This is a genomic window from Afifella sp. JA880 (assembly GCF_025379905.1).
Taxonomy (GTDB): Bacteria; Pseudomonadota; Alphaproteobacteria; order Rhizobiales; family Afifellaceae; genus Afifella; species Afifella aestuarii.
On the sequence record NZ_JAOANH010000002.1, the window covers coordinates 222679 to 247883 of the forward strand.

The window sequence follows — 25205 nt, forward strand, 5'->3', positions numbered from 1 at the left end:
AGCTTATTCCGACAGCGACGGCAGGAGGTCGAGCGGCGCGCCGCTGCCGCCACGTTCCGGTGTGATCACGGTGGGGGCCTCCGGAACAGGCTCATCCAGAATGCGGCCGAGCCGACGCCCGAACGTCTCCTGATCTGTTTCTGAGCCCTGCGGCTGCGGCGCCGAACTTCTCGCTTCGGGCTTTTCCGGGCGCTCTTGGGTGCCATTCCCTTGCGTTCCATCCCCTGATGGAGCGTCGGGCCGGGCCGCGTCCGCCTCGCCTTGCTGCACGCCGGGAGCTGTTTTCTCAGCCGCCTCTTCGGCCCGCTCAGCCGCCTCCTCCGCCGCCCTCTCTGCAGCCGCCTTCTCGGCCGCCTCCTTCTCTGCTGCAGCCTGGGCCGCCTTCTCGCGCTCCTGGCGCTGTTTCTCTTCGCGCTGGCGCTTTAGCTCGCGACGCAACCTCTCGCCTTCCAGGATTTCGTTCTGAAGCTTCTCGACCCGCTCCACCTCCTGTTCGAAGGCGCGCACCGTCAGAAAGCCGAGGAAGGGCGTGATGTCGATATGACGGCCCGGATCGGCAAGAGGCCCGGAAAAGACGATCCCGACTTCGGGCTGCGCGCCCGTCACCGCATCCTGGCCGGGATCGACCTTCAAGGACCAGTCGGAGGCGAGCTGCATCCGGTTCAAGTCGATCGAAGCGTTGCCGAGAACGGTCGCGCTTTCGCTCCCCTCCACCTGCAGCGTCGACAGACGCGCCGTCCCGGAGGTGACCGAGAACGAGCCCGTCGCCTCATCGAAGAAAAGCGTGCCGGCATCGAGATGGCCAGAAAACGCGGCCGCAACCGGTTGACGTTCAAGCTTCAGTCCGGCATCGGCGGCGCGAATGACGGAGCCGAAAGCCTGCGGGTTCAGATACCGCAGTAGACCGTCGCGCAGGGTGAAGGAGCCGCTCCCGTTCAAGGCGGAGACCATGCCGGAGAAAGACCGGCCGCGCCCCATCAGCTCGAGCGACGAGGAAAGCCGCCCCGCGGCAACAGGACGGCCGTCTTCGTGCCAGACGAGTTCGGCGAGAACCGCATCCTTGAGAGACAGCTGCAACGTCAGCGGCTGGGCACCCTCGCCGCCGCCTGCCGACAGAGCGCCGCTGAGCTCGCCGCCGGCAAAACCGCCGGTGAGTTGATCGAGGCGCAGACGTCCCCCATCGTAACGAAGCTTGAAGGCCGGATTGCGCAGAGGCATTGCGAGCCCCGTCGCCCCCTCCTGCGCCTTGACGGCGAGATCGAGAGAAATCCCACTGGGCAGAGCCGGGGCGAAAGCCTGAGTCGGCCACGCCTCCTCCACATAGGTGGGCGTGATCCCGAATGGCGCAGCCAGGAGAAATGGCAAAGAGACGTTCTGCAGACGAAGATCGCCGCCGATCGCCAGGCCGCCATCCGCTTGAGCGGTCAGAACACCGCCAATCGACTGCCCATCGAAAGACGCATTCTCGAGATCGAGCTCGGCCGTGCCGCCCGAGAGCTTGAACGGCCCGCTCGCCGCCAGAGCGTGGCCTTCGCCGATCCCGGGCAGCGCCACACCGGCAAGAAGGAGGGTAGGATCGACATCGTCGGCCGAAAGCGTCAGCGGACCCGCAAGAGAGGGCGTATCGCCACCGAACTCGCCGCGCCCGTCAAAGCCGAAATCGATGCCGGCGACACGTCCCCTCGCCTCGAGATCGGCACCCTCGCCGGCCGATCCATTCATTTTCAGGCTTAACCGAGCCGGGCCACTCCCGGGCAACGGCACGACGTCGAGGCCGAGCTGTGCAAGCAGAGATGCCGAATCCTGCGATTGCACGAGGAGATCGGCCTGCCCGGAAAGCTCATCCGGATCGTTGAAGCCGCCACGCCCATCGGCCGTCAGCGTCAGGCGCGTTCCGGCAAAGTTGCCGGAAAGCTCCAGCGTCTGCGCGCCATCCGTCTCTGCGGTCGCGACCAGACTGGCATCGACCGGCGACAGCGCGTCGGCGCGCGCGACCAGACGTTCCGCAAGCGGGCTCTGTGGCAGAAGACCCCGCAGAAAAGCCGCCGCGCCTGAAAGGTTCTCAGCCACGATATCGGCCGAAAGCCGGCCCCGCGGCGCCGCGAAGAAGTTCTCGATCCGACCCGAGGCATTGATATCGGCACCGGCGAGATCGGCGATCGACAAGGTGGCAATATCTAGACTGTCGCCGGTCAAGACCCCTTCCAGGTTGACGGAGGCCGCCTCCGCCCCGCCGACAGAAAGGTTCTGCGCTGCAAGCGACATCGCCACACGGGCAAAATTGCCATTGCGCAGATCGTCTCCGGCGAGAAGGCCCGTGACCGCCTCGGCCTCTTCGAGTGCCACATTCTCGGCGCTCAGCGTCACGTCGGCAAATGTTTCTCCTGTGCGCGCGAAACGGCGCATGGAAATCGCCCCGTCGATCGTCCCGTCGTTGATCTCCGCGACCAGATTCTGCGCCGTCTGCCGGCGTTGCGACAGATCGAGATCCGCCTCCACCCGGAACCGGTCGAGGCGCACCGCCTCCCCCGCATCGCCGCGCCACCAGGCGGCAAAGGCCGCGGGACGCTCCGAAGCGATCCGGCCGTGGCCGTGGAAAGTCGGCGTCGCCGTATCGATGTCGCCGCTCACATCGATACGGGTCGCCCCAGGCAGCACCGCGGACAGGATGTCCACTCTCCAGCCGCTCTTTGTCGGCTTCACATCGGTCCCGACCGCCTGAATGACGCTGCCGCCGACGACGACGCCTTGCGCGTCGAGGTTCAATGTGCCGGGAACCGCGGGCCTCGGCAGATCCGTGAGTCCGGCGACAAGCCTCTCGGCTGCTTTCTCGATAGCGATCGGTTTGCCTGCACCGCCCCCGAGCGCCCGATCGAGATCGATCTGCCGCGCATCGAGTGCAATGGCGAAGCGCGGTTCCGGCACGAATGCGAGTTCGCCATGGCCGGTCGCCTGCACCGCGTTCGCTTCCGGCCCGTAGGCAAAGGTGAAGTCTTCCGAGGCGAGCTTTTCGCTTGTGAGCTCGAACTCGCCCTTCGTCCGCAAAAGCGCGAGCGGCGATTGCGGTTGCTCGGGCGCAGCTTCCGTGTCCGGCTTGAGGCCGGAAAGATCGAAGCTGCCCTTCAAGGCGAGGCCATCCTCGCCATCTGTGACGAGATCGCCGGCGACCGTCAGCACCAGAGGTTTTGCTGCCGGTATCAGGCTCGCTTTCAAAGGCATACGGCCGTCGGCCAGCCGTCCGACCCCGACATCGATGCTGTAGGAGTCGCCGCCGAGCCGGAAGCCGCCCTGCAAATGCCCGGGTCCTTCCAGCGAGCGCGCCTGCATGAGCGCATTGATCTCGCCGATGCGCCAGGAGGCGCCGCGCCGGCTGTCCCTGAGGTCGACCTCGCCGTTGCGAATGTCCATCTCGTCGAGCGAGATCTGCTCGGGCCCGAAGCGGCCGATCCGCATCCGCCCCCCCGCATGAGCGAGATCGGCAACGTCCAGCGTCAATCGCGGCCGATCGAGCTGAACCGAAATGATGTTGATCTCGCCCTTGAGGAGACCGGTAAGCTCCACCTTGGCGCGCAGGCGCCCCAGCGTCAGGATCGGCGCCTCGGAAGGTCCGACCCGGACGTCCGCGAGGCGCAAACTCGGCGTCGGCAGGATTGAAAGGTCGGCATCGCCACGCACCTTGACCGGCACGCCCAGGCTCGCCGAGGCCTTTTCCTCGAAATCCTGCCGGTAGGCGCTCCAATCAACGAGGTACGGCCCGATCAGTGCGGTGAAGAGCACCGCAATGATGGCGAGGCCTATCGCGACATAAAGCCTTCCCAGAACAACTCTCCCTCTCCGCCCGTCTCCGCGACGGTCTCGATCCGACCTAGAGACGGATGATCTTACCCGGATTCATGATGTTCTGCGGATCGATCGCGCGTTTGACGGCACGCATGACATCGAGAGCGGGGCCGAGCTCCTGCTCCAGATAAGCGCGCTTGCCCTGACCGATCCCGTGTTCACCGGTGCATGTTCCATCCATCCCGATCGCTCGGGCACTGATGCGCGCCGAAAGCTGCTGCGCCTTGTCGAGTTCCGCCGGATCGTCCATGTCGATCAAAGCCGACACATGGAAATTGCCGTCGCCGACATGGCCGACGATGGGCGCGATGAGGCCGAGTTCGGCGATGTCGTCCATCGTGCCGCGCACGCAATCGGCCAGCCTTGAAAGCGGAACGCAGGCGTCCGTTGCAAAGGCCTTTGTCCCCGGACGCAGCGAGATCGCCGCCCAATAGGCGTCGTGGCGCGCCTGCCAGAGCCTGGCTCTGTCCTCCTGGCGCGTCGTCCAGGAGAAATTTCCACCGCCGAATTCCTCCGCGATGTCGCCAAAGAGCTCCGCCTGCTCCTTCACACCGGCCGTGGTTCCGTGGAATTCCAGGAAGAGCGTCGGCGCCTCGGGGTAATCGAGCTTGGAATAGGCATTGCACGCCCGCATCTGCAGCGTATCGAGGAGCTCGATCCGCGCCATCGGGATGCCGCTTTGGATGGTGGCGATGACGGTGTTGCAGGCCGATTCCACATCCGGAAAGCTGCACACGCCGGCCGAGATCGCCTCGGGGATTCCCTGCAGCCGCAACGTCAATTCCGTGATGACGCCGAGCGTGCCCTCCGCCCCCACCAGAAGCCGGGTGAGATCATAACCGGCCGAGGTCTTCTTCGCCCGCTGCGCCGTGCGCACGATTGCACCATCCGGCATGACCGCCGTGAGGTTGAGGACATTGTCCTTCATGGTACCGTAACGGACCGCATTGGTGCCGGAGGCGCGCGTCGAGGCCATGCCGCCGAGGCTCGCATCCGCCCCCGGATCGATCGGGAAGAAAAGCCCGGTATCACGCAGATGCTCGTTCAACTGCTTGCGCGTGACGCCTGGCTCGACGACGCAGTCGAGATCTTCGGGATGCACGGCAAGGATTCGGTTCATCGAGGAGAGGTCGATCGAGACGCCGCCCGCCGGGGCGTTGAGATGGCCTTCGAGAGACGACCCGGTGCCGAACGGGATGATCGGCACATGATGCTCGGCGCAGACGCGCACCACTTCGGCGACTTCTTCGGTGGAATGCACGAAGACCACGCCGTCGGGGGGCTGATTGGTGATCCACGTCGTGGTGTGGCCGTGATGCTCACGAACCGCGGCGGAGGTGGAAAAGCGCTCCCCGAAACGCTGTGCGAGAATACCAAGCGCGGTAGCAATACCGTCTTCGTTGCGAGAAAGCGCGTCTGCGATGGCCATATTCGGCTCCCGATGCCGGAGCAAATCCTCAAGCTTGTTGAAAGCATAACAAGTCGCCGCGCTGGCTCTCGGGCGGCGCGACTATCCCCTGCAATGCGAAAAAAGGTGGCTTATGTCCAGGACAATTGAGGCTCCGTTCCAGGCGACGACACAGACCGTCGAAGACGCCTGGATCGATTACAACGGCCATATGAATGTCGCGTATTACGTCCTGCTTTTCGATCGCGGCATCGACAAAGCCTTCGAAGCGCTCGGCCTCGGCCCCGATTACCGGCAGGCGCATAACGCCTCCTTCTTCGCGGTCGAAATGCATGTGCGCTATCTGCGCGAACTGAAAGCCGGCGCGAAAGTCGCCGCGACCTGGCAGCTCCTCTCCGCCGACGACAAAAGGTTGCGCAGTTACATGGAGCTCCGCCACGCCGAAGACGGGTTCCTCGCCGCGACCTGCGAACAGCTGCATCTGCATGTGGACATGGCCGCACGCCGAGCCGCCGCCTTCCCGCCGGACATTCGGGCAAACGTCGAAGCCACCTTCGCGGCCCACCGGACACTCCCCTGGCCGGAAAGTGTGGGCGCCGCGATCACTCTCGATAAACGCTGACGGATCAGCCCTCTGGGATCGAGGGCTGAATCAATTTGTCAGGCGATCAGGAATAGTGGTTGCGGATGACCGCCCCGGCGATCTCCGGAGAATCGATGATACCGACGACATCCTCCGGACGCGGCACCACCACGCCGGCCCGCACCACGATCGCGAAGGAGCGCGCACGCCGGTTCATACGCGTGATGATGGAATTGAGAATGTTGTTTTCCGGCGCGACGACGAAATCGTCGGAGATGATGTCGGCGAGCGTCTGATCGGCTCGGATCGACGGTGCATAGAGCACCGAGCCGAAGCGGGCATACCCGACGATCCGGCCATCCTCGCTGACGACGACATGCCTGCGCTGACCCTCCTCGCCGACGAGCTTGATCGCATCCCGCACGCTTGTCGCCGCAGGCAGGACGACGAAATTGCGATTCATCAGATCGCGCGCCTGCTGCACCAGATACATATTGGTGTGCCGCACCGACGGAATCGGACGGCCGCGATTGCGCAGCTTGATCGTGTAAATGTCGGCCGCAATGAACCAGCGCCGCACGCCGACCGACAGCGCCACCGCCAGGACCAGCGGGACGATCACATTATAGTCGCGCGTCATTTCGAAGATCATGACGATCGCCGTCATCGAGGCGCCGGTCGCACCGCCCACGAGTGCGCCCATGCCGACCACGGCAAATTCCGCCATGTTGAAGCCCTCGCCAGGGAAGAGCCACGCCCCGAGCGCGCCGACGGCGCCGCCGAGCGTCGCCCCGATGAAGAGGGACGGAGAAAAAACACCGCCAGAGGCGCCCGCGCCGAGGCTGACGCTCGTCGCCACCAGCTTGCCGATCAACAGGGCGACGAGAAGGAAGAGCGTGTAGCTGTAATTGCTCTCGCTCACGATCGACTGGATCGTGGCATAGCCGACACCGGCCGTGTGGTACTGCCCCGTCGTGACGAAAAAGCCGTAGGCGAGCAGCCCGATCAGCGTCATGCCGATGATGTTGCGCGTGTAATCGTTGCCCGGCAGCTTCGGAAAGAAATCCTCGCAGAAGGCGAGGAAGCGGATGAACGCCCAGGAGGCGACGCCCGCAAGGAGACCGAGAACCGCAAAACCGACGAGCTCGGCGAGATTGATCGCATGCTGGGGATCGACGGCCGAAAGCGGCACGAAGAATGCCGGATCGAGGCCGAGCGCGATCCGGCCGATATAGGTTGCCGTCGCAGTCGCCACGACGACCGGCAGAAAGGTGCGTCCGCTCACCTCCGGCAGCAGGAGTTCGACGGCAAAGAGCACGCCGCCAAGGGGCGTGTTGAACGTGGCCGCGATGCCGGCCCCGGCGCCGGCGGCGAGCATCGTGATCTTCTGCCAGCGCGGCAGCTTCAACGTCCGCGCAATCGTCGAGCCGAAGGACGCGCCAATCTGGATGATCGGCCCTTCGCGTCCGACCGAGGCGCCGCTGCCGATCGAGATGGCGGAGGCGATCGATTTCACGATCGCCACGACGCCGCGCACATTCCCGTTGTTGTGGTAGACGGCGTACATCACTTCCGGAACGCCGTGACCCTTGGCCTCCGGCGCAAACGTCTTCACCAAAAAGACGACGATGAGGCCGCCGATGATCGGCGCGAGAATAACGAACGGGCCCCAGACGCTCGCCGCCTCGAAATGGTTGGCGTCATAAAAGAAGCTGATACGCCCGTTGAAAGCCAGATTGTGGACGAAGGCGATCATGTAGCGAAAAAGCACGGCGCCAACGGCAGCCACCACACCGATTGTGAACGCGACCACACACAATGCGGGAGCGCTCAAGACACGCTCCTGGCTCTCTTCTTCCGCACCGGACGCGGAAACTGGCGCTGAATTTGTCGGCTTCGCCTCGGCCGAAGTGTCGGTCACGATCTCGCTTCTTTCCATCTCGGGTGCCGCTTCCGAACGGAGCGTCACACTGAGAAGAACAAGAGGTTAATCTGTCGCGGGCACCGGGAAGCCCCCGTCTCCTGCACCCAAGCAAGCTGCAAGGTCAAGGCTGCGAACCGGCCTTCTCCCATGCGCCATCGTTTGCACGTCGCCACAGCGATCAGTCCGCGGTCCAGAGCGCAGACCCATATCTTCCGGCATGTCCCGCCTCAGCGGAGCGGAGGTCAAGCGGCCGGACAGTGAGAGGCGGCGCCAAAATGGTTCCTGAAATAGCGATCACATTTTGTGCGGCTTTCGCAACGTTATTTGAACGAACCCTTTAGCCGTCACGGCATTCCAATCCCACTACACACACGGGGCAAGCCGCCACCCAGGCAAGCCCCCAAAAGGGAGAGTGAGAATGTTGAAGAAGCTTCTGGCAACGACGGCCATCTCGGCGATGATGGTGACCGGCGCGATGGCGCAGTCGAATGACACTGACACCACCAACCAGCCGATGGCGGAACAGCCGGCAAGCCAGGACAAGGCGCCTGCTGGCGAGATGGAAGCGCAGCCGAACGACAGCATGAGCGCGCCGGCCGGCGAGACCGCTGAAGCTCCCGCAAAGCCGATGGACTCGTCCGTCTTCCTCACCGAGCAGAGCGAAGACCAGATCCAGGCGAGCAGCTATATCGGCCAAACGGTCTACAATCAGAGCGACGAGGCGGTGGGCGACATCAACGACCTCCTCTTCACGAAGGACGGCGGAGTTGACGGCGCGATCATCGGCGTTGGCGGCTTCCTCGGCATCGGTGAGAAAGATGTCGCTATCAAGTTCAGTGAAATCGACGTGCAGACCGATGAAGATGGCGACCTGCACCTCGTGATCGACGGCTCGAAGGAGGCGCTTGAAGCCGCTCCGGACTTCGTCGACCTCGACGACCAGAAGGCGCAGGCTGATGCCGCGGCCCAGCAGTCGCAGACTGAAAGCGGCGGCATGGGCACCAGCACCGGCGGTGCCCCGGCGACCGGCGAGCCGGCCCAGTCGAACTAAGCCATACCCCTATTCGGGTTTGAACGATGCCGTCCGCACCATGCGGGCGGCATTTTCTTTGAGCCCGGCTTTTTTCGGAGCGTTGCCTCCGCCGAACGGCTGACGCTCAAGCTTCGTTCTATTTCTCGCTGGTCGCGCCAGACTTGTCGGTGTCGCGCGTCTCTTCATTGATGTCAGAGGCATCGCGCGCCTCCTCGCCTTCGGCGGGCTCTTCATGCTCCGCAGGGGCGTCCGCGCCCATCTCCGCTGCACCGCCTTTCCAATACTGAAAGAGCGGACCCTCCCGCCCATAGATGGGATCGGTGTCGGGAAGCGGCACGCTTGCGGCCTTCTTCCTGGCCTCCTCGAAATCGATCTCTTCGGGCTTGGTGATGTCGCCCTCCTGCCCCGGCGGATAAGCGCCGACGACCGAAAAATCCTCCGTTGCCGACAGCTTTTTGTGGCCGACGCCGGCGGGAATGACGATCACGTCGCCAGCGTTGATATCGGTTTCGATGCCGTCATCGCCGCCGAGGCCGACGCGGGCCGAGCCGCACACGCAGGCGAGCACTTCATGCCCCTTGGTGTGGAAATGCCAGAACGGATAGATCGACCAGACCCACACGCCCTGCCACATATTCCGCTTCAGGATCGTGTCGGCCGCCCCGGCCATACGGACCGGCTCGTCGAGACCTCCGCGATAGACGAGCGTCGGCAGCTTGCTGTTGGGAATGCCGCTCGAAGGTTCAAAATCGTAGGATTCGACTGCGACGCTGAGATCGAGATCGTGCGTTGCCATGCGATGTCTCCGCTCTTGGGTTTCTCAATCCCAATGCAGAGGAAGGCAGATCAGTTCGCTAGGCTGTCTTGAGAAGCGCATCTCGGCGCGCCAGGCTGGCGGTCGGCCACACCTCCTCGAGATCGTAATATTCCTCAAAAGCCGGGACATCCGCCGGCAATTCGAGCCACGGGACCTTCGAGCGCGTATAGATATGAACGTCCGGCGCGAGCACATGCGGATTATCGAGCGTTCCGACCCGCAGGAAGCTCAAGATTCCGCGGCGTCCGTAATCGCTCCAGAGCGCAATCTGGCAGTTCGGGCAGCGATAGACGTCGTGAGGAAGCCCGCTCGCCGTCGGCAGCGTCACGATGATCGGCTCTGCCTTGAAAAGCTCGATCCGGTCGCGCTCGATGAGCGCGTTGAGGACGAAAGCGCTGCCCGTCTCCCGCTGGCAGTCCCGGCAATGACAGCAATGCACGAACATCGGCCGCGATGTCAGCCGGTAACGCACCTCCTTGCAGGAGCATCCCCCTTCGAGTTCCACAGGCATATCTCTCCCCCCAAGCCCTCAACCTCGCAGGAAGTGGGCCGACGAAGAAGCTCGGAAGTTTCGCCGGCCCCATCCTCACGGCTCGATCATGAGCAACAGCTACGGCAAGCAATACGCATTTTTTTGCACAGCCCCCTTGCGACTTGGTCGGCAGACGCAGAGAACGAGACAAGAACAATAGTACAATCCCGCAGCCCGGCCATCGCCTCGCAAGACAGGGATCGTTGCCCTATCTTGGGCTTAAGCGAATCGAAACCTGATGACCCATTCAAACGCCGACCGACACGACGATCCCTTGTTCGACCCGCAAACGCCCGCGCCGCGGCCGGGTGGCATCGCTGCTCGCGCCCAGGCGGGGCAGGTCTCCGCTCCCGCGCGCTACCTGCAAGGCCTCAATCCCGAGCAGCGCGATGCGGTGGAGACGACCGAAGGCCCGCTTCTGGTGCTCGCCGGCGCCGGCACCGGCAAGACCCGGGTTCTGACGACGCGCATTGCCCACATCCTCGCCTCGCGCCGCGCCTTTCCCTCGCAGATCCTCGCGGTCACCTTCACCAACAAGGCCGCACGCGAGATGAAGGTGCGGATCGGCGCCTTGATCGGCGGTGAGCAGACGGAAGGCATGCCGTGGCTCGGCACCTTTCACTCGATCGGCGTCAAGATCCTGCGCCGCCACGGCGAACTCGTCGGCCTGCGCTCCGATTTCACCATCCTCGACACCGACGATCAGATCCGGCTGATGAAGCAGGTGATCCAGGCCGCCGGTCTCGACGATAAGCGCTGGCCCGCCCGCCAGCTCGCCAATCTCATCGATGGCTGGAAGAACCGCGGCTTGTCGCCTGACAAGATTCCGGATTCCGACGCTTACGCTTTTGCCAACGGGCGCGGGCGCGAGCTCTACACCGCCTATCAGGAGCGTCTGAAGACGCTGAATGCGGTCGATTTCGGCGATCTTCTGACGGAATGCGTGCGGCTCTTTCGCGAGCATCCCGATGTTCTCGAAAGCTTCCAGCAGCGCTTTCGCTACATTCTTGTCGACGAGTATCAGGATACCAACGTCGCACAATATCTCTGGCTGCGCCTCCTGGCCCAGCGCCCGGAAGGCGAGCGCGCCAATATCTGCTGCGTGGGTGACGACGATCAGTCGATCTATGGCTGGCGCGGCGCCGAAGTCGCCAACATCCTGCGCTTCGATCACGATTTTCCCGGCGCCAAGGTGATCCGCCTGGAGCGCAATTACCGTTCGACAGGCCATATCCTCGCAGCCGCGTCATGCCTCATCGCCCAGAACGAGAGCCGTCTCGGCAAGACGCTGTTTCCGGCAACCGACGATATGGGCGCGCCGGTTCTCGTCGCCTCCGGCTGGGATTCCTCCGAAGAGGCCCGCTCGATCGGCGAAGACATCGAACGAAAGCAGCGCCAGGGCATCTCTCTCAATGAGATCGCCATCCTGGTGCGGGCGTCCTTCCAGATGCGCGAATTCGAAGACCGCTTCGTCACGCTCGGCCTGCCCTATCGTGTCATCGGCGGCCCACGCTTCTTCGAGCGCATGGAAATCCGCGATGCGCTCGCCTATCTGCGCGTCACGCAAAATCCGGCCGACGGGCTCGCCTTCGAGCGCATCGTCAACACGCCGAAGCGCGGCCTCGGCGCGGCCACCATCCAGCTCATCCATTCACATGCGCGCAGTCGTGACATCCCGCTTCTGGCGGCGGCCGGAGAGCTCGCGGCGACCGAGGAGATCAAGCCGCGCCAGCGCCAGGCACTCGGCGATCTGGTTCGTAACTTTGCGCGCTGGTCGGAGATGCTGGAACACACGCCGCATCCGGAACTCGCCGAAATCATCCTGGAGGAATCCGGCTACATCGAGATGTGGCAGCGCGACCGCTCGCCGGAAGCTCCGGGCCGGCTCGAAAACCTCAAGGAACTCGTCAACAATCTCGGTGAATACGATTCCCTCGGCGGCTTCCTGGAGCATGTCTCGCTGGTCATGGACACCGAGGGTGGCGAGACGGAAGAAGCCGTCTCCATCATGACGCTGCATTCGGCCAAAGGGCTCGAATTCGACGTCGTCTATCTGCCCGGCTGGGAGGAAGGCCTCTTCCCGCACCAGCGCGCCCTCGACGAGAGCGGCAAGGCCGGCCTCGAAGAGGAACGCCGTCTCGCCTATGTCGGACTGACGCGCGCCCGCCGCCACGCCACCATATGGTTCGTCGGCAATCGCCGCGTTCATGGCCTGTGGCAGTCCACCCTGCCCTCGCGCTTCATCGACGATCTGCCGGAAGACCACGTCGAAGTTGCCGAACCCGCAAGCTACGGCGGCTATGGCGGCGCCGGTCATTATGGGTCGGGCGGCTACGGCGGCTCACGCTTCGAGCGGATGGAGCCTTTCGATTCCGCCTATCGGACGCCGGGATGGCAGCGCGCCAAGTCGAACCGCGATCGCGCCGATCCGAGAAACCGCACCGGACGCGGGCCGACGACCCTCGAAGGAGAGCTCGTCGCCAAATCGGTGATCGGCGGCAAAAGCCGCTATTCGGTCGGCGAGCGCGTCTTCCACCAGAAATTCGGCTATGGCACCATCCACACGATCGACGGCAACAAGCTCACGATCGACTTCGAAAAATCCGGCCGCAAGCGCGTGGTCGACAGTTTCGTCGAGGCGACCTGAGGAGGCTGGCTCACGCTGCCGGACACCCTCTGCGCGAGTGACTTTCGACGAAAGTTGCGCAAACGGCGCTTGAAAGCAGCCACAGCTGCTCTTTAATCCCGCTCTTCCAGCGCAGAGCGGGTCCATGCACGACATCATCACCGAGATTGCGCTGATCGGCGCCACCGGCATTGCCGCCCAATGGCTGTCCTGGCGTTTCAGCCTGCCTGCGATTGTCGTCCTGTCGCTCGCCGGTCTTTTGATCGGACCGGGCCTCGGCCTCATCGATCCGGAATCGGATTTCGGCGATTTCCTGCGCCCGATCATCGCGGTCGCCGTCGCCATCATTCTGTTCGAAGGCGGCCTGACGCTGCATTTCCACGAAATCCGCGAAACCTCGATGGGGGTGCGGCGGCTCGTGCTGGTCGGCGGCCCGCTGGCGTTCCTGCTGGGCACACTCGCCGCCCATTTCGTAGGCGATCTCAGCTGGCCGACGGCAACGGTTCTGTCCGGCCTCTTCGTGGTCACGGGTCCGACCGTCATCATGCCGCTGCTGCGCCAGGCCCGGCTTGCCCAGCGGCCGGCATCCCTTCTGCGCTGGGAAGCCATCATCAACGACCCGATCGGCGCCCTGTTTGCGGTTCTGGCCTTCGAAGTCATTCTCATCAACCATCACGAGCAGGCATTTTCCGACTTCGCCATGTCGATCGTCGCGGCGGCCGTCGTGGCGCTCGCCGGCGCTTATCTTCTCGGCCGCATTCTCGTCACCGTCTTTTCCCGCGGCTGGGTGCCGGAATACCTGAAAGTTCCGCTCATCCTGGCAGCCGTTCTCGTCGCCTATGCCGCGACCGATCTTCTGGTCGCCGAAGCCGGCCTCGTGGCCGTGACAGTGCTCGGCATCACGCTCGGCAATTCCCGTATCGCGAGCCTCGACGAACTGAAGCGCTTCAAGGAGACGATGACGGTCCTCCTCGTCTCGGGCGTCTTCGTGCTGCTCACGGCAACGCTCACCTGGGCGGATCTCACCGCGCTCAACTGGCGCCTCGCCGCCTTCATCGTCGTTCTCCTTCTCGTCGTACGGCCGCTCTCCGTGCTCGTGGCAACGATCGGCAGCGGCCTCAAACTCTCCGAGCGGCTTCTCGTCGGCTGGATCGCCCCGCGCGGTATCGTGGCGGTGGCAGTCGCAGGTTTGTTCGGAACGGAGCTTGCGGCGATCGGCGTCGACGACGGCCCGCTGATGGTGCCGATCACCTTCGCCCTCGTCTTCGTCACCGTCGTCGTCCACGGCTTCACACTCCCCTGGGTGGCGCGCCACCTGGGCCTTGCAGCAGACAGGCGCTCGGGAATCCTCGTCGTCGGCGCATCGAACTTCACCAAGGCGCTGACGGCCCGTCTCAAGGAGATGAAGATCCCGACGATGGTGGCCGATCGCAACTGGTCGCGTCTGCGCCTTCTGCGCCAGACGGAGACGCCGACCTATTACGGCGAGATCCTTTCGGAGCCCGCGGAATTCTCGGTCGAGTTCAACCGCTACGACTATCTCATCGCGGCGACCGACAACGATGCCTACAACGCCCTCGTCTGCACGGACTTTGGCCCGCATTTCGGCCGCACCGACGTCTTTCAGATCGACCGTCAGCGCGACGAAGACTCCGGCAGCAAGAAGAACATGGCCGTCACCGTCGGCGGCCGCCCCCTGCTTGCGTCCGGAGCGTCCTACTGGGAGCTAGAGCGGCGCTTGTCGAGCGGCTGGACGATCCAGTCGACCCCGCTCACGAAGGAATACACCTTCGAGGATTATCGCAACGAGCGCGGCGACGATCTGGAGATTCTGTTGTATGTCGCAGCCGACGGCAGCCTCTTCTTCGCCGAACAGGCGCAGGAGCGTGCCGCCTCCAATGCCGGGCGCATCCTTGCCATGGTGCCGCCAGAGAAAGAAAACCAGGACCGCACGACGGAGAAATCCGTGCGTCGCAAGGTCCAGCGAGAGACAGACAAAGCCAAGACATGACGGCACGTATCAGTTTCACCGGCAGCCGGGAGGAAGCGGAGCTTCTCTCGGATCGGCTCGACGCGGCGTTTGAAGAGGAAGGCGGCGTCGTCGCCTTGAGCGAAGCCGGTCCGAACTGGCAGGTCGAACTCTATCTCGAAGGAGACAATGCAGGCCCGCTCCAAGCGAAGTTGAGCGAAGCGCTCGCCGCGGACGCGGCGAAGTTCGACATCGAAATCCTGCCTGAGACCGACTGGGTCGCCCAATCCCTGAAAGGGCTCGCGCCCGTCCCTACCGGGCGTTTCATCGTTCATGGCGCCCATGATCGCGGCGCCGTTCCGGCCGGACGGATTGGCATCGAGATCGATGCCGGCCAGGCCTTCGGCACCGGTCATCATGCAACGACGCTCGGCTGCCTGGAGACGCTGGACGAACTGGTGAAAGTCCGCCGCTTCGACCGTCCGCTCGACGTCGGCACCGGCACGGGGCTTCTGGCGATCGCGCTCGCGAGGCTCTTGCGTGAACCCGTTCTCGCCTCCGACATCGATCCGATCGCCGTCGAGATCGCAGCCGAAAACGCCCGTCTCAACGGCGTCGGCCATCTCGTCGAGACGATGACCGCCACAGGGCTCGGCCATCCGAGGATCGCCGCCTGCGCGCCTTACGATCTGATCGTCGCCAATATTCTGGCCGCACCTCTGATCGCGCTCGCGCCGGCAATGGGACGCGCCAGCGAAGCCGACGGCGTCATCGTGCTCTCCGGCATTCTCAACACACAGGCTTCACGCGTGATGGCGGCCTACCGCAATCAGGGCTTTGCTCTGGAGACACATCGACGCTTCGGCGAGTGGAGCGTACTCGTCCTGTCTCACCGCATCTGATCGAGCCCCAAGAAGAGGCTCGGAACGAAAATCAGAACCGCGACGCGCGGTCGCGCGTCGCCGCGAGGTCGCTGCGGCGATAACCGAGACGTGCAAGCTCGTCATCATCGAGCTTCGACAGGCAGACGTTGACCGCGTGCTGCGCTTCGGCAAGCCGTGCCGCCATCAGACGATCCAGAACACGCCGCCACAGCGCTGGTTTGGCCCGATGTACGAGATGACCGCTCTGGTCGAAGGTGAAAGACATGATGCACAATTCCCGATTTCGCTTTCGGGTGCGAAATACGCCTCGACGCGGCAATCGAAAATGCCGACAGCCGCATGTCAGCCCCTCGCTTGTCGCAGCTCTGCGGAGAGTGGCGCGTGACGACGCCCGCTGGTAGGGAAAGCCATGTTTCAAACCTATGACGACAAGAGCGACGCCACCCATTCGGCTGAACGGTTGGCAGCGCTGCGCACCGCTCTCAAAGAGCAGAATCTCGCGGGCTTCATCGTTCCGCGGGCCGACGAGCACCAGAGCGAATACGTGCCGCCCTCGGCTGAGCGGCTGTCCTGGCTGACCGGCTTCACCGGATCGGCCGGCACCGCCATCGTACTTGCCGACGAGGCGACACTCTTCGTGGACGGCCGCTACACCGTGCAAGCGGCCGCACAAGTCGACAAGGCGGCCTTCGAGGTCGTCTTCATCGGCGACAAGAGCCCGACCGACTGGCTCGTCGAAAAGATCAAGGAAGGCGACCGCATCGGCTTCGATCCCTGGCTCACGACGCGAAGCCAGCGCCGCTCGATGGCGGCGAAGCTCGAAAACGCCGGCGCCGAACTCGTCGCCCTCTCGGAGAATCCGATCGATCTCGCCTGGAGCGATCGTCCCGACACGCCGACGGGCGCCGTCCATCTGCACCCCGACGACCTCGCCGGACGCAGCGCGGCTGAAAAGATCGCCGAGCAGAAGGAAGCGCTTGCCAAGCGCCGGGCACAGGCGGTCGTCCTGACCGATCCCTCCTCGATCGCCTGGCTGTTCAACATTCGCGGCAGCGACGTTCCGCACACGCCGCTCGCGCTTTCCTTCGCGATCGTCCACCAGGACAAGGCGCCGGATCTCTTCATCGACGGGCGCAAGCTCTCCAATGCCGAGCGTGACGCGCTGGCAGATCTCGCCGGCCTGCACGAGCCGGGCGAATTCGCCGACGCCCTGCGCGCCCTCGGCAAGGGCACGAAGGTCCTTTACGACGCGGCGGGCTCGGCCGAAGCCGTCGCGCTGCTCGTCGAGGAAGGCGGCGCCGAGATCGTCGAAGCCTCCGACCCGATCGCGCTTCCCAAGGCCCGCAAGAACGCCGCCGAAATCGCCGGCAGCCGCGCCGCGCATATCCGCGACGGCGTCGCCGTCACCCGCTTCCTTGCCTGGCTCGATCTTCAGCCGGCCGGCAGCGTGAGCGAGATCGACGCGGCGAAGAAGCTCGAAGAGATCCGCACCGAAACGGCGGAGCTCGACGGCTCCAAGCTCGAAGACGTGTCGTTCGATTCCATCTCCTCGACCGGACCGAACGCGGCGATGAACCATTACCGCGTGACCGAAAAGAGCAACCGCACGCTTGAGGCGGGAGAGCTCTATCTCATCGATTCCGGCGCCCAGTATCGCGACGGCACGACCGACATCACTCGCACCGTGCTCGTGGGCGAGGCGTCATCCGATCGCCTGACGCTCTATCGCGACCGCTTCACACGCGTCCTCAAGGGCCATATCGCGCTTGCCATGGCGAACTTCCCGAAAGAGACGTCCGGCGCCCAGCTCGACGTCCTGGCACGCACGCCTCTTTGGCAGGCCGGTCTCGACTTCGATCACGGCACCGGCCACGGCATCGGCTCCTTCCTCGCCGTCCATGAGGGCCCGCAGCGCATCGCCAAGAGCGGCCATGTGGCGCTGGAACCGGGCATGATCGTCTCCAACGAGCCGGGCTATTATCGTCCGGGCGATTTCGGCATCCGCATCGAAAACCTGATCGTGGTGCGCGAGCCAAAAGTCCCGGTCGGCGGCGACAGGCCGATGCTCTCTTTTGAGACGATTTCGTTCGCGCCGATCGACCGCCGCCTGATCTCGCCGGCACTTCTGACGGCCGCCGAGATCGCCTGGCTCGATCTCTATCACGCGCGGGTGCGGGCAAGCCTCTCCTTCTGGCCGCACTACACCGATGCGGAACGCAAATTCCTGGAGAATTCCTGCCGGCCGATCGTCCGCTAAGCGGCGGTCGGCGTGAACATCGCCTCAGCGGCCTTTTTGCCCTTGCAGGCCGCAACGAACCAGCGTGCCACCTGGCGCGCTGGGACGCTGAGCTCGGTATCGTCGCGCCAGGCGAGATAATAGGCATAGCCGCTTTCATCGGCCGTGCCGAAAGGCGCCTCTACTCGGCCGTCATCGATCCAGCGATCGATCATCGGCCGGCGTCCGATGCCGAGCCCGACGCCACCCGCCACCGCCTCGATGATTTGTTCGGTGCCGTCGAAAACCATCGCATTGTCGAGTGAGGGCGGCTCGATCTGACGCGCCTGCGCCCATTCCACCCATTCTTCCTTGTGGAAGGCGTTGACGATGAGGCGGACCGATCGCAGCGCCTCCTGCGGATCGGCGTTCTTCGGCAAAAGGCCGGTCTTGCAGACCGGAAAAGTCTGCTCGTTGAACAGATGCACCGAGGCGATGCCGGGCCAGCTCCCCTTCCCGTGCCGCAGGGCGAGATCGATCTGATCCCGCTTCAGATCGATGATGCGGTTGGACGGCGCAAGCTGCAGCTTGATCTCCGGCAGCGCCGCCTCGAGCTCCATCAGCCGTGGGATCAGCCACATCGTGACGAGCGAGGTCGGCAGGGTGAGCGTCACGCGCCCACCGGGCCCTGCAAGCCTTTCGGTCGCCCGACGGATGGCGGCAAAGGCCGGATCGATATCCTCAAAATAGCTTGCGCCGGCAGCGGTGAGCTGGACCGCATTGCCCCGCCTCTCGAACAGCCGCACCCCGAGATAATCCTCGAGCTTGCGCACCTGGTGGCTGATCGCCGATTCCGTCAGCCCGAGAGCACTCGCGGCGTCACGAAAGCGTCCGCACTGGGCCGCCGCATGGAAGCTTCTCAAAGCGTGCAAGGGCGGCAATGCCGTGAGCCTCGTCTCATCCATAGCGCCTCACATGAATCTCATTCAGGCTGTCATGCATTCTGCGCGTTCGAATAACCGCGCCAGTCCGACTACCTTAGCCCCAGTCGATCGGCACAGCCAGCAGGCAAGGCTGATCAATATTCATGGAGGCAATGAATGAGATTCATCCAGCACCTTCTCCGCGCCCGCCGCAAGCGGAATGCCGCGCACGAGCTTCGGGGCCTCTCGCCCGATCTTCTCAACGATATCGGCATCAATCCGGCCGACGTCGACAAGGTGGCCGCGAAAATGCTGTCGAGCGACCAGCCGGCGCCATCGCAGCCTCACGCGCTTCTCTTCAAGACGGCCCTGTTCCTGCCCATCGACTGGCCGGGTCAGGTGCCGGCGAGGCAGCCGACATGCAGGCCAGCCTGACACGACAAAACAGGCTTTGCGGGCGGCGCAGCAACTCTCCGGACGAAAATCCGGGCCGCGCCGCCCGCTGACGCTTTTATCCGCTGGCCCTCTTACTCGCCGATGAGCTTGAACCAGCCATCCTCGTCGATGACTTCGACGCCGAGATCGGCGGCCTTTTTGAGCTTCGAGCCGGCGCCCGGGCCGGCGACTAAGAGATCGGTCTTGCCGGAGACGGATCCCGACACCTTCGCGCCAAGGCGCTCCGCCATCGCTTTGGCCTCGTCGCGGGTCATCTTTTCGAGTGAGCCCGTAAAGACGACCGTCTTGCCGGCGACGGGCGAAGCCGAGGCGACCTTCTCCGCCTCTTCCGGCGTCACCTCGCGCAGGAGCCGCTCGATCTCCTCAAGATTGTGCTCTTCGCCGAAGAACTGGGCGATCGCTTCCGCCACCACCGGGCCGATGCCGTCGATGTCATTGAGCTCATGCCAGGCCTGACCTTCCTGATCCGTTGCCGCGCGGGCTCCCTCCAGGAAAGCCTCGACGGTGCCGTAATGGCGCCCCAGGCGTTTGGCGTTGGTTTCGCCGACATGGCGAATGCCGAGCGCATAGACGAAGCGGTTGAGCGAAATCTGCCGCCGCTCGTCGATCGCCGCAAAGAGATTGCGCACGCTCGTTTCGCCCCACCCCTCGCGATCCTTGAGCTTTTTGAGTGAGCGCTCGTCACGCGCGGAAAGCGTGAAGATGTCGGAGGGATGCATGATGAGGCCGTCCCGCCAGAACGCCTCGACCTGTTTCGAGCCGAGTCCCTCGATGTCGAAGGCCTCGCGCGAGACGAAATGTTTGAGCCGCTCCACCGCCTGCGCCGGGCAGATGAGCCCACCCGTGCAGCGCCGCACGGCATCGGTGCGCCCCGTCTTGGGATCGTGCTCGCGCACCGCGTCGGAACCGCATTCCGGACATTGGGTCGGAAACTCGAAAGGCTTAGCGTCTTCCGGTCGCCTCGAAAGGTCGACGTCGAGCACCTGCGGAATGACGTCGCCGGCCCGCTGGATGGTCACCGTATCGCCGACACGGATATCCTTGCCGTCACGGATCGTCTCGCCGTCACGACCGATCCCCTTGATGTAATCTTCGTTGTGCAGCGTCGCGTTCTGAACGACGACCCCGCCGACGGTCACCGGCTTCAGCTTCGCGACGGGCGTCAGCGCCCCGGTGCGCCCGACCTGGATCTCGATGCCCTCCAGAACCGTCGTCGCCTTCTCGGCTGGGAATTTGTGCGCGATCGCCCAGCGTGGCGAACGCGACACGAAACCGAGACGCTCCTGCAGGTCGAGCCGGTTCACCTTGTAGACGACGCCGTCGATGTCGTAGCCGAGCAACGCCCGCTCCGCTTCGATATGACGGTAATGCGCGAGCGCCTCTTCGACATTGGCACAGAGCTTCATGAACGGGTTGGTCGGCAGCCCCCAGTCGCGAAACACCTCCATCACGCCCCATTGCGTGTCCGCCGGCAGCGCCGTCACCTCGCCCCAGCTATAAGCGAAGAAGCGCAAGGGCCGGCTTGCCGTCACCTTGGCATCGAGCTGACGCAGGGAACCTGCCGCGCCGTTCCTGGGATTGGCGAAGACGCGGTCCCCCGCCTCCTCCATGCGCTGGTTGAGGGCTTCGAAATCGGCGTGGCTCATATAAACCTCGCCGCGCACTTCCATCACCTCCGGCGCGCCCTTCGGCAGTCGCTCGGGAATATCCTCGATGGTGCGGAGATTGGCGGTGACGTCCTCGCCTTCGGTGCCGTCGCCACGCGTTGCCCCGCGCACCAGAACGCCGTTTTCGTAACGCAGAGAGGCCGACAGCCCGTCGATCTTCGGCTCGGCCAGAACCTCGATCGCCTCTTCCGGCTTCATCCCGAGAAACCGCCGGATCCGCGCCGCGAAATCGTGCACGTCCTCATCGTAAAAGGCGTTGTCGAGCGACAGCATCGGCACGCTGTGGCGCACCTTGGCGAAGCGGCCGGAAGGCTTTGCGCCGACCTTCTCTGAAGGCGAATCGCTGCGCTTCAGCTCCGGAAAGCGAGCCTCGAGCGCCGCATTGCGCTGCCGGAGGGCATCATAGGCCGCATCGGAAACCGAAGGCGCATCGTCTTCGTAATAGCGCCGGTCATGCCCGGCGATCTCCGCCGCCAGCCGCGCGAGTTCCGCCTGCGCCTCGTCGAGGGTGAGCTTGTCGACAGGCTCGGCGGCAAGCGCCTCTTCGCCTTCGGACGACTTTTTGGAGCGTGGTGCCATGCCGTCCTGTCGCGCAAAGCCGCGCCAAGCTCAAGAGGCTTGGCTCTCACCCACGATGAGCCGCTCGGCCGCCGCCCGCGCTTCATCGGTAATCGTGGCGCCCGCGAGCATGCGCGCAATCTCCTCGCGCCGATCTTCAGCCTCGACGCGGGTCACGGCCGTCGCCGTCTTGCGGCCTTCGTCGGTCACGCGCTTGGAGATGACGAAATGGCCGTTGGCACGGGCCGCAACCTGCGGCGCATGCGTGACCGACATCACCTGGACGCGCTCTGAAAGCCGTGCGAGCCGCCGTCCGATGGCTTCCGCCACCGCACCGCCGACGCCCGAATCGATCTCATCGAAGACGAGCGTCGGAGCAGACCCGCGGTCGGCGAGCGCCACCTTGAGCGCCAGAAGAAAACGGGCAAGCTCGCCGCCGGACGCGACCTTCATCAAGGGCCCGCGCGCCGTGCCCGGATTCGTTTGAACCTCGAAGGACACCGTGTCGAAGCCATCCGCACTCCGCCGCGCATCGTCCCGCTGCAAATGCACGTGGAAGGACGCGGCCTCGAGTTTGAGAGCGGGCAGTTCGGCAGTCACCGCCTCTTCGAGACCTCGCGCGGCCTCTTCCCGTCGCTCCGACAGAATGCGCGCCGCCGCGACATAACTCTCCTCGGCCTCGCGCACCGCGTTCTGCAGGCGCGCCAGCCGGTCGTGACCGCTTTCGAAATCCTCAAGTTTCGCCGCAAAATCCGCCGCCACGCCCGGAAGCGCGTCGGCCTCGCAGCGATATTTGCGCGCCGCCGCACGAATGGCGAAAAGCCGCTCCTCGACGCGCTCGAGCTCGCCCGCATCATGGCCGAGCTCGGTGACCGCCGCGGCAAGGCCCGAACGCGCATCTTCAAGCCGGTCGAGCGCCTGCCCGATCGCTTCCACGATCGCGTCCATCACCTCCGGCATCTCGGCGCTCTTGCGTTCCAACCGCCGCATGAGAGCGGCCAGATCCGGCACGGGCGAGACGTTGCCGCCCAGGATATCCAGCGCCTCGTTGAGGTCGCCCGCAACCTTCTCCGCCTGCATGAGAAGCCGTCGGCGATCGGCAAGCCGTTCCTCTTCGCCGGGTTCGGCCGACAACGCTTCGAGCTCTTCAACGGCAGCGCGCAGAAAATCGGCTTCCCGCTCGGCCGCCTCGATGGAGGCTTGCAGCTCTTCGGCCTGCCGCTCCGCCTCTCTCAGCACCTGAGCGTGGCCGGCAACTTCCGCCCGATCCCGTTCCAGCCCGCCGAAAGCATCGAGGAGCCTGCGATGTTCTTCGGGGGCGACAAGCGCCCGTTCGTCGTGCTGGCCGTGAATTTCCACGAGCTGATGGCCGATCTCGCGCAAGAGCGAAACCGACACCGGCTGATCGTTGATGAAAGCGCGGCTGCGCCCATCGCCCGACTGCAGGCGGCGAAGAACGAGGGGACCGTCGACCTCGATGCCGTTCTCCTCGCACGTCCGGATGACGGCATGCGTCGGAACGAGATCGAAGACGGCCGTCACCTGCCCCTGGTTCGCGCCGGAGCGCACCAGCGCCGCGTCGCCGCGCGCGCCGAGAGCGAGCGCCAGCGAATCGAGCAGAATCGATTTGCCCGCGCCGGTCTCGCCCGTCAGGACGCTGAGACCGGCGGCAAAGTCGATCGACAGGCGTTCAATGAGAACGATGTCGCGGATGGTCAGGTTGGCCAGCATGGCCGCCGGAAGCTATCAGGTGGCCTGCCCCGAGCGGAAGGCCCGCGAGATCCAAGATCCCTTGCTTTCCGACGGTTCGACACCCTTATCCGCCAGAAGCCGGTAGGAATCCTTGTACCAGGGGCTGTCTGGGAAGTTATGCCCAAGCACCGCGGCCGCCGTCTGCGCCTGATCGACGAGACCGAGAGCGAGATAGCACTCGACCAGACGATGCAGCGCCTCTTCGACATGACGGGTGGTCTGATAGGCTTCCACGACCGATTTGAATCGGTTCACCGCAGCCAGATACTCCCCGCGCTCCTGATAGTAGCGCCCGGTCTGCATCTCCTTGCCGGCGAGCTGATCGCGGCCGACATCGATCTTCCGGCGCGCGTCATCGGCATATTCCGAATCAGGATATTTGCTGAGGATCTGCCCGTAAGCGAGGATCGCGCGCTGCGTCATTTCCTGATCGCGCGTCACGTCGGGGATCTGCCGGTAGTATGATTCGGCGATGATGTACTGGGCATAGGCCGCGTCATCGCTGGCCGGGAACAATGTCACGAAGCGTTTCGCCTCGGTCACCGCATCCGTGTAATTGCCGCGCTTGTAGTTGAGGTAGGCCGACAGGATCATCGAACGGCGCGCATAATCCGAATAGGGATGCTGCTTGTCGATCTCGGCGAACTTCTCCTTCGCCTTGGTCGTCTCCCCTTCCTTCATCGCTGCGAGGCCCTCGTTGTAGAGGACGTCGGCAGGAACGGTCGGTTCCTCCTCGATGATTTTCGTACGATTGCCGAAATTCGAGCAGGCGCCGATCGAGGCAACGAGGAGACTGGCGGCGACGATGCGCAGCCCGGGCTTGGTAGCGTCAGAGAAAGTCATGCATCCACACGGAGCAAAAGGGCACGGGCTGCCTCCTTATCGAAGATCAGGCCGACTGCAAAGCCGCATGCACACCGCAATCGCAAATGTCGGCCGGCTGCGATGGGCACAGCACGCAAAAATGGCTGCCATATGGTGATGGCGCCATCATCTGTGATGGCTACGAACGGTCGGGAGCGAAGGCGGGGGCGAAATAGCCGGGCAGGCCTTCCGCCTGCTCGCTGCGACGCGGCGCGGGATCGGAGGAAACGAGCCAGCTCCACGCGGAGCGATCTTCCAGAAGCGCCGCAAGCGCCATGGCATTGACCTTGTGGCCGCCGCGATAGGAACGATAATGGCCGATGATCGGCGCCCCGGCGAGAGCGAGATCGCCGACCGCATCGAGCAGCTTATGGCGAACGAATTCGTCCGGGTAGCGCAGGCCTTCCGGATTGACGACCTTGTCGTCGGCGATCACCACGGCGTTGTCGAGGGAAGAGCCGAGAGCCAGCCCCCTGGCCCACAAGGCCTCGACGTCCTTCATGTAACCAAAGGTCCGCGCCCGCGAGATGTCGCGGCGGAAGCTGTTCGCGGTGATGTTGGCCGCATGCTTCTGCCGGCCGATGACCGGGCAGTCGAAATCGATCTCGACGGTGAAGCGACGCCCGCTATAGGGCAGAAATTCGGCCCAGGACGATCCGACCTCGAGGCGTACCGGCTTCAAAACCTTGATCGCGCGCGCCCGTGCAGGCTGCGCCACGATACCGGCCTCGTCGATCGCCTCCACGAAGGCCGAGGCACTTCCGTCCATCATCGGGATTTCGGCGCCATCGACCTCGATCACAAGATTGTCGATGGAAAGCGCGGAAGTCGCGGCCAGAAGATGCTCGACGGTGGCAACCGAAAGTCCGGCGCCATCACCCAGGATCGTGCACATCTGTGTGCCGACGACGGAGGAAGAGCGCGCGGGAATGAAAACGTCTTCGCCGGCCTCGTTGCGGCGAACGAAGACGATACCCGTATCCGGGTCGGCAGGAGACAGCCGCAACGTCACCGGCTTGCCGCTATGCGTGCCGATGCCCGTAAGTGTCGCATCCCTGCGGAGCGTCTTTTGGGCGCTCTGAGCGGTCTGTGTCATCAAGCCATCTTTCATGTTGTCGTGCCGGTGGCATCGCGAATCGGAGCGGACCGGCTCT

General features: G+C 64.2%; 18 protein-coding genes. 7 read left to right on the forward strand and 11 right to left on the reverse strand.

Going from position 1 to position 25205, the window contains the following annotated elements:
* Window positions 1-3: 3 nt before the first annotated feature.
* Both NYQ83_RS09295 and NYQ83_RS09300 read right to left on the reverse strand, forming a co-directional pair.
* Window positions 4-3891: an AsmA family protein gene (locus NYQ83_RS09295; RefSeq protein WP_314733305.1), complete on the reverse strand. Its 3888-nt coding sequence runs from the start codon at window positions 3889-3891 to the stop codon at window positions 4-6.
* Window positions 3866-5269, reverse strand: a complete 1404-nt coding sequence (locus NYQ83_RS09300) for an FAD-binding oxidoreductase (RefSeq protein WP_261214287.1) — start codon at window positions 5267-5269, stop codon at window positions 3866-3868. Before NYQ83_RS09300 ends, NYQ83_RS09295 begins: the two co-directional genes overlap by 26 nt.
* Window positions 5270-5381: 112 nt before the next feature.
* Between NYQ83_RS09300 and NYQ83_RS09305 the strand changes: the two genes are divergently transcribed.
* A complete protein-coding gene (locus NYQ83_RS09305) occupies window positions 5382-5870 on the forward strand; it encodes a thioesterase family protein (RefSeq protein WP_261214289.1) in 489 nt (162 codons plus the stop codon).
* A gap of 46 nt (window positions 5871-5916) precedes the next feature.
* On the opposite strand, the gene NYQ83_RS09310 is transcribed toward NYQ83_RS09305, so the two are convergent.
* Window positions 5917-7752 carry a chloride channel protein gene (locus NYQ83_RS09310; RefSeq protein ID WP_246008382.1) on the reverse strand — a complete coding sequence of 612 codons (1836 nt, stop codon included), beginning with the start codon at window positions 7750-7752 and terminating at the stop codon, window positions 5917-5919.
* Window positions 7753-8173: 421 nt separating this feature from the next.
* On the opposite strand from NYQ83_RS09310, the gene NYQ83_RS09315 reads away from it, so the two are divergent.
* Window positions 8174-8806 carry a PRC-barrel domain-containing protein gene (locus NYQ83_RS09315; RefSeq protein ID WP_128291550.1) on the forward strand — a complete coding sequence of 211 codons (633 nt, stop codon included), beginning with the start codon at window positions 8174-8176 and terminating at the stop codon, window positions 8804-8806.
* 118 nt (window positions 8807-8924) lie between these two features.
* On the opposite strand, the gene NYQ83_RS09320 is transcribed toward NYQ83_RS09315, so the two are convergent.
* Both NYQ83_RS09320 and NYQ83_RS09325 read right to left on the reverse strand, forming a co-directional pair.
* Window positions 8925-9584: a cupin domain-containing protein gene (locus NYQ83_RS09320; protein WP_261214291.1), complete on the reverse strand. Its 660-nt coding sequence runs from the start codon at window positions 9582-9584 to the stop codon at window positions 8925-8927.
* Window positions 9585-9642: 58 nt separating this feature from the next.
* A complete protein-coding gene (locus NYQ83_RS09325; protein ID WP_261214292.1) occupies window positions 9643-10116 on the reverse strand; it encodes a GFA family protein in 474 nt (157 codons plus the stop codon).
* Window positions 10117-10375: 259 nt separating this feature from the next.
* On the opposite strand from NYQ83_RS09325, the gene NYQ83_RS09330 reads away from it, so the two are divergent.
* The 3 genes from NYQ83_RS09330 to NYQ83_RS09340 all read left to right on the forward strand — a co-directional run bounded on the left by NYQ83_RS09330 (window position 10376) and on the right by NYQ83_RS09340 (window position 15634).
* A complete protein-coding gene (locus NYQ83_RS09330; protein ID WP_261214293.1) occupies window positions 10376-12784 on the forward strand; it encodes an ATP-dependent helicase in 2409 nt (802 codons plus the stop codon).
* Between the two features lie 124 nt (window positions 12785-12908).
* The gene (locus NYQ83_RS09335; RefSeq protein WP_261214294.1) at window positions 12909-14774 is read left to right on the forward strand and encodes a cation:proton antiporter; all 1866 of its coding nucleotides are present in this window, start codon (window positions 12909-12911) and stop codon (window positions 14772-14774) included.
* Window positions 14771-15634: a 50S ribosomal protein L11 methyltransferase gene (locus NYQ83_RS09340; protein ID WP_261214295.1), complete on the forward strand. Its 864-nt coding sequence runs from the start codon at window positions 14771-14773 to the stop codon at window positions 15632-15634. The genes NYQ83_RS09335 and NYQ83_RS09340 overlap by 4 nt, the downstream gene beginning before the upstream one ends.
* A gap of 31 nt (window positions 15635-15665) precedes the next feature.
* On the opposite strand, the gene NYQ83_RS09345 is transcribed toward NYQ83_RS09340, so the two are convergent.
* On the reverse strand, window positions 15666-15881 hold the full coding sequence (locus NYQ83_RS09345) for a hypothetical protein (RefSeq protein WP_261214296.1): 216 nt from the start codon (window positions 15879-15881) through the stop codon (window positions 15666-15668).
* A gap of 144 nt (window positions 15882-16025) precedes the next feature.
* Here NYQ83_RS09345 and NYQ83_RS09350 point away from each other — a divergent pair, with 144 nt between their 5' ends.
* The gene (locus tag NYQ83_RS09350; RefSeq protein ID WP_261214297.1) at window positions 16026-17873 is read left to right on the forward strand and encodes an aminopeptidase P family protein; all 1848 of its coding nucleotides are present in this window, start codon (window positions 16026-16028) and stop codon (window positions 17871-17873) included.
* Here NYQ83_RS09350 and NYQ83_RS09355 read toward each other — a convergent pair.
* Window positions 17870-18796 (reverse strand): LysR substrate-binding domain-containing protein, encoded by a 927-nt coding sequence (locus NYQ83_RS09355; protein ID WP_261214298.1) that lies wholly within the window; start codon window positions 18794-18796, stop codon window positions 17870-17872. The genes NYQ83_RS09350 and NYQ83_RS09355 overlap by 4 nt on opposite strands.
* A 135-nt stretch (window positions 18797-18931) precedes the next feature.
* Between NYQ83_RS09355 and NYQ83_RS09360 the strand changes: the two genes are divergently transcribed.
* Window positions 18932-19189 (forward strand): DUF1127 domain-containing protein, encoded by a 258-nt coding sequence (locus tag NYQ83_RS09360; protein WP_128291541.1) that lies wholly within the window; start codon window positions 18932-18934, stop codon window positions 19187-19189.
* 92 nt (window positions 19190-19281) lie between these two features.
* Here the strand turns inward: NYQ83_RS09360 and ligA are convergent, their stop codons facing one another.
* The 4 genes from ligA to lpxC all read right to left on the reverse strand — a co-directional run bounded on the left by ligA (window position 19282) and on the right by lpxC (window position 25147).
* A complete protein-coding gene (gene ligA / locus NYQ83_RS09365) occupies window positions 19282-21456 on the reverse strand; it encodes an NAD-dependent DNA ligase LigA (protein WP_261214302.1) in 2175 nt (724 codons plus the stop codon).
* A 30-nt stretch (window positions 21457-21486) separates the two neighbouring features.
* Window positions 21487-23166, reverse strand: a complete 1680-nt coding sequence (gene recN, locus NYQ83_RS09370; protein ID WP_261214303.1) for a DNA repair protein RecN — start codon at window positions 23164-23166, stop codon at window positions 21487-21489.
* Between the two features lie 15 nt (window positions 23167-23181).
* On the reverse strand, window positions 23182-24030 hold the full coding sequence (locus tag NYQ83_RS09375) for an outer membrane protein assembly factor BamD (protein ID WP_128291538.1): 849 nt from the start codon (window positions 24028-24030) through the stop codon (window positions 23182-23184).
* A 160-nt stretch (window positions 24031-24190) separates the two neighbouring features.
* Window positions 24191-25147 (reverse strand): UDP-3-O-acyl-N-acetylglucosamine deacetylase, encoded by a 957-nt coding sequence (lpxC, locus tag NYQ83_RS09380; RefSeq protein ID WP_261214304.1) that lies wholly within the window; start codon window positions 25145-25147, stop codon window positions 24191-24193.
* Between the last annotated feature and the right edge of the window lie 58 nt (window positions 25148-25205).

Bases quoted from the DNA above. Each gene is read 5' to 3' on its own strand.
- NYQ83_RS09300 (WP_261214287.1), bottom strand. From the start codon at position 5,269: ATGGCCATCGCAGACGCGCTTTCTCGCAACGAAGACGGTATTGCTACC.
- NYQ83_RS09305 (WP_261214289.1), top strand. From the start codon at position 5,382: ATGTCCAGGACAATTGAGGCTCCGTTCCAGGCGACGACACAGACCGTC.
- NYQ83_RS09315 (WP_128291550.1), top strand. From the start codon at position 8,174: ATGTTGAAGAAGCTTCTGGCAACGACGGCCATCTCGGCGATGATGGTG.
- NYQ83_RS09320 (WP_261214291.1), bottom strand. From the start codon at position 9,584: ATGGCAACGCACGATCTCGATCTCAGCGTCGCAGTCGAATCCTACGAT.
- NYQ83_RS09325 (WP_261214292.1), bottom strand. From the start codon at position 10,116: ATGCCTGTGGAACTCGAAGGGGGATGCTCCTGCAAGGAGGTGCGTTAC.
- NYQ83_RS09330 (WP_261214293.1), top strand. From the start codon at position 10,376: ATGACCCATTCAAACGCCGACCGACACGACGATCCCTTGTTCGACCCG.
- NYQ83_RS09335 (WP_261214294.1), top strand. From the start codon at position 12,909: ATGCACGACATCATCACCGAGATTGCGCTGATCGGCGCCACCGGCATT.
- NYQ83_RS09340 (WP_261214295.1), top strand. From the start codon at position 14,771: ATGACGGCACGTATCAGTTTCACCGGCAGCCGGGAGGAAGCGGAGCTT.
- NYQ83_RS09345 (WP_261214296.1), bottom strand. From the start codon at position 15,881: ATGTCTTTCACCTTCGACCAGAGCGGTCATCTCGTACATCGGGCCAAA.
- NYQ83_RS09350 (WP_261214297.1), top strand. From the start codon at position 16,026: ATGTTTCAAACCTATGACGACAAGAGCGACGCCACCCATTCGGCTGAA.
- NYQ83_RS09355 (WP_261214298.1), bottom strand. From the start codon at position 18,796: ATGGATGAGACGAGGCTCACGGCATTGCCGCCCTTGCACGCTTTGAGA.
- NYQ83_RS09360 (WP_128291541.1), top strand. From the start codon at position 18,932: ATGAGATTCATCCAGCACCTTCTCCGCGCCCGCCGCAAGCGGAATGCC.
- ligA (WP_261214302.1), bottom strand. From the start codon at position 21,456: ATGGCACCACGCTCCAAAAAGTCGTCCGAAGGCGAAGAGGCGCTTGCC.
- recN (WP_261214303.1), bottom strand. From the start codon at position 23,166: ATGCTGGCCAACCTGACCATCCGCGACATCGTTCTCATTGAACGCCTG.
- NYQ83_RS09375 (WP_128291538.1), bottom strand. From the start codon at position 24,030: ATGACTTTCTCTGACGCTACCAAGCCCGGGCTGCGCATCGTCGCCGCC.
- lpxC (WP_261214304.1), bottom strand. From the start codon at position 25,147: ATGACACAGACCGCTCAGAGCGCCCAAAAGACGCTCCGCAGGGATGCG.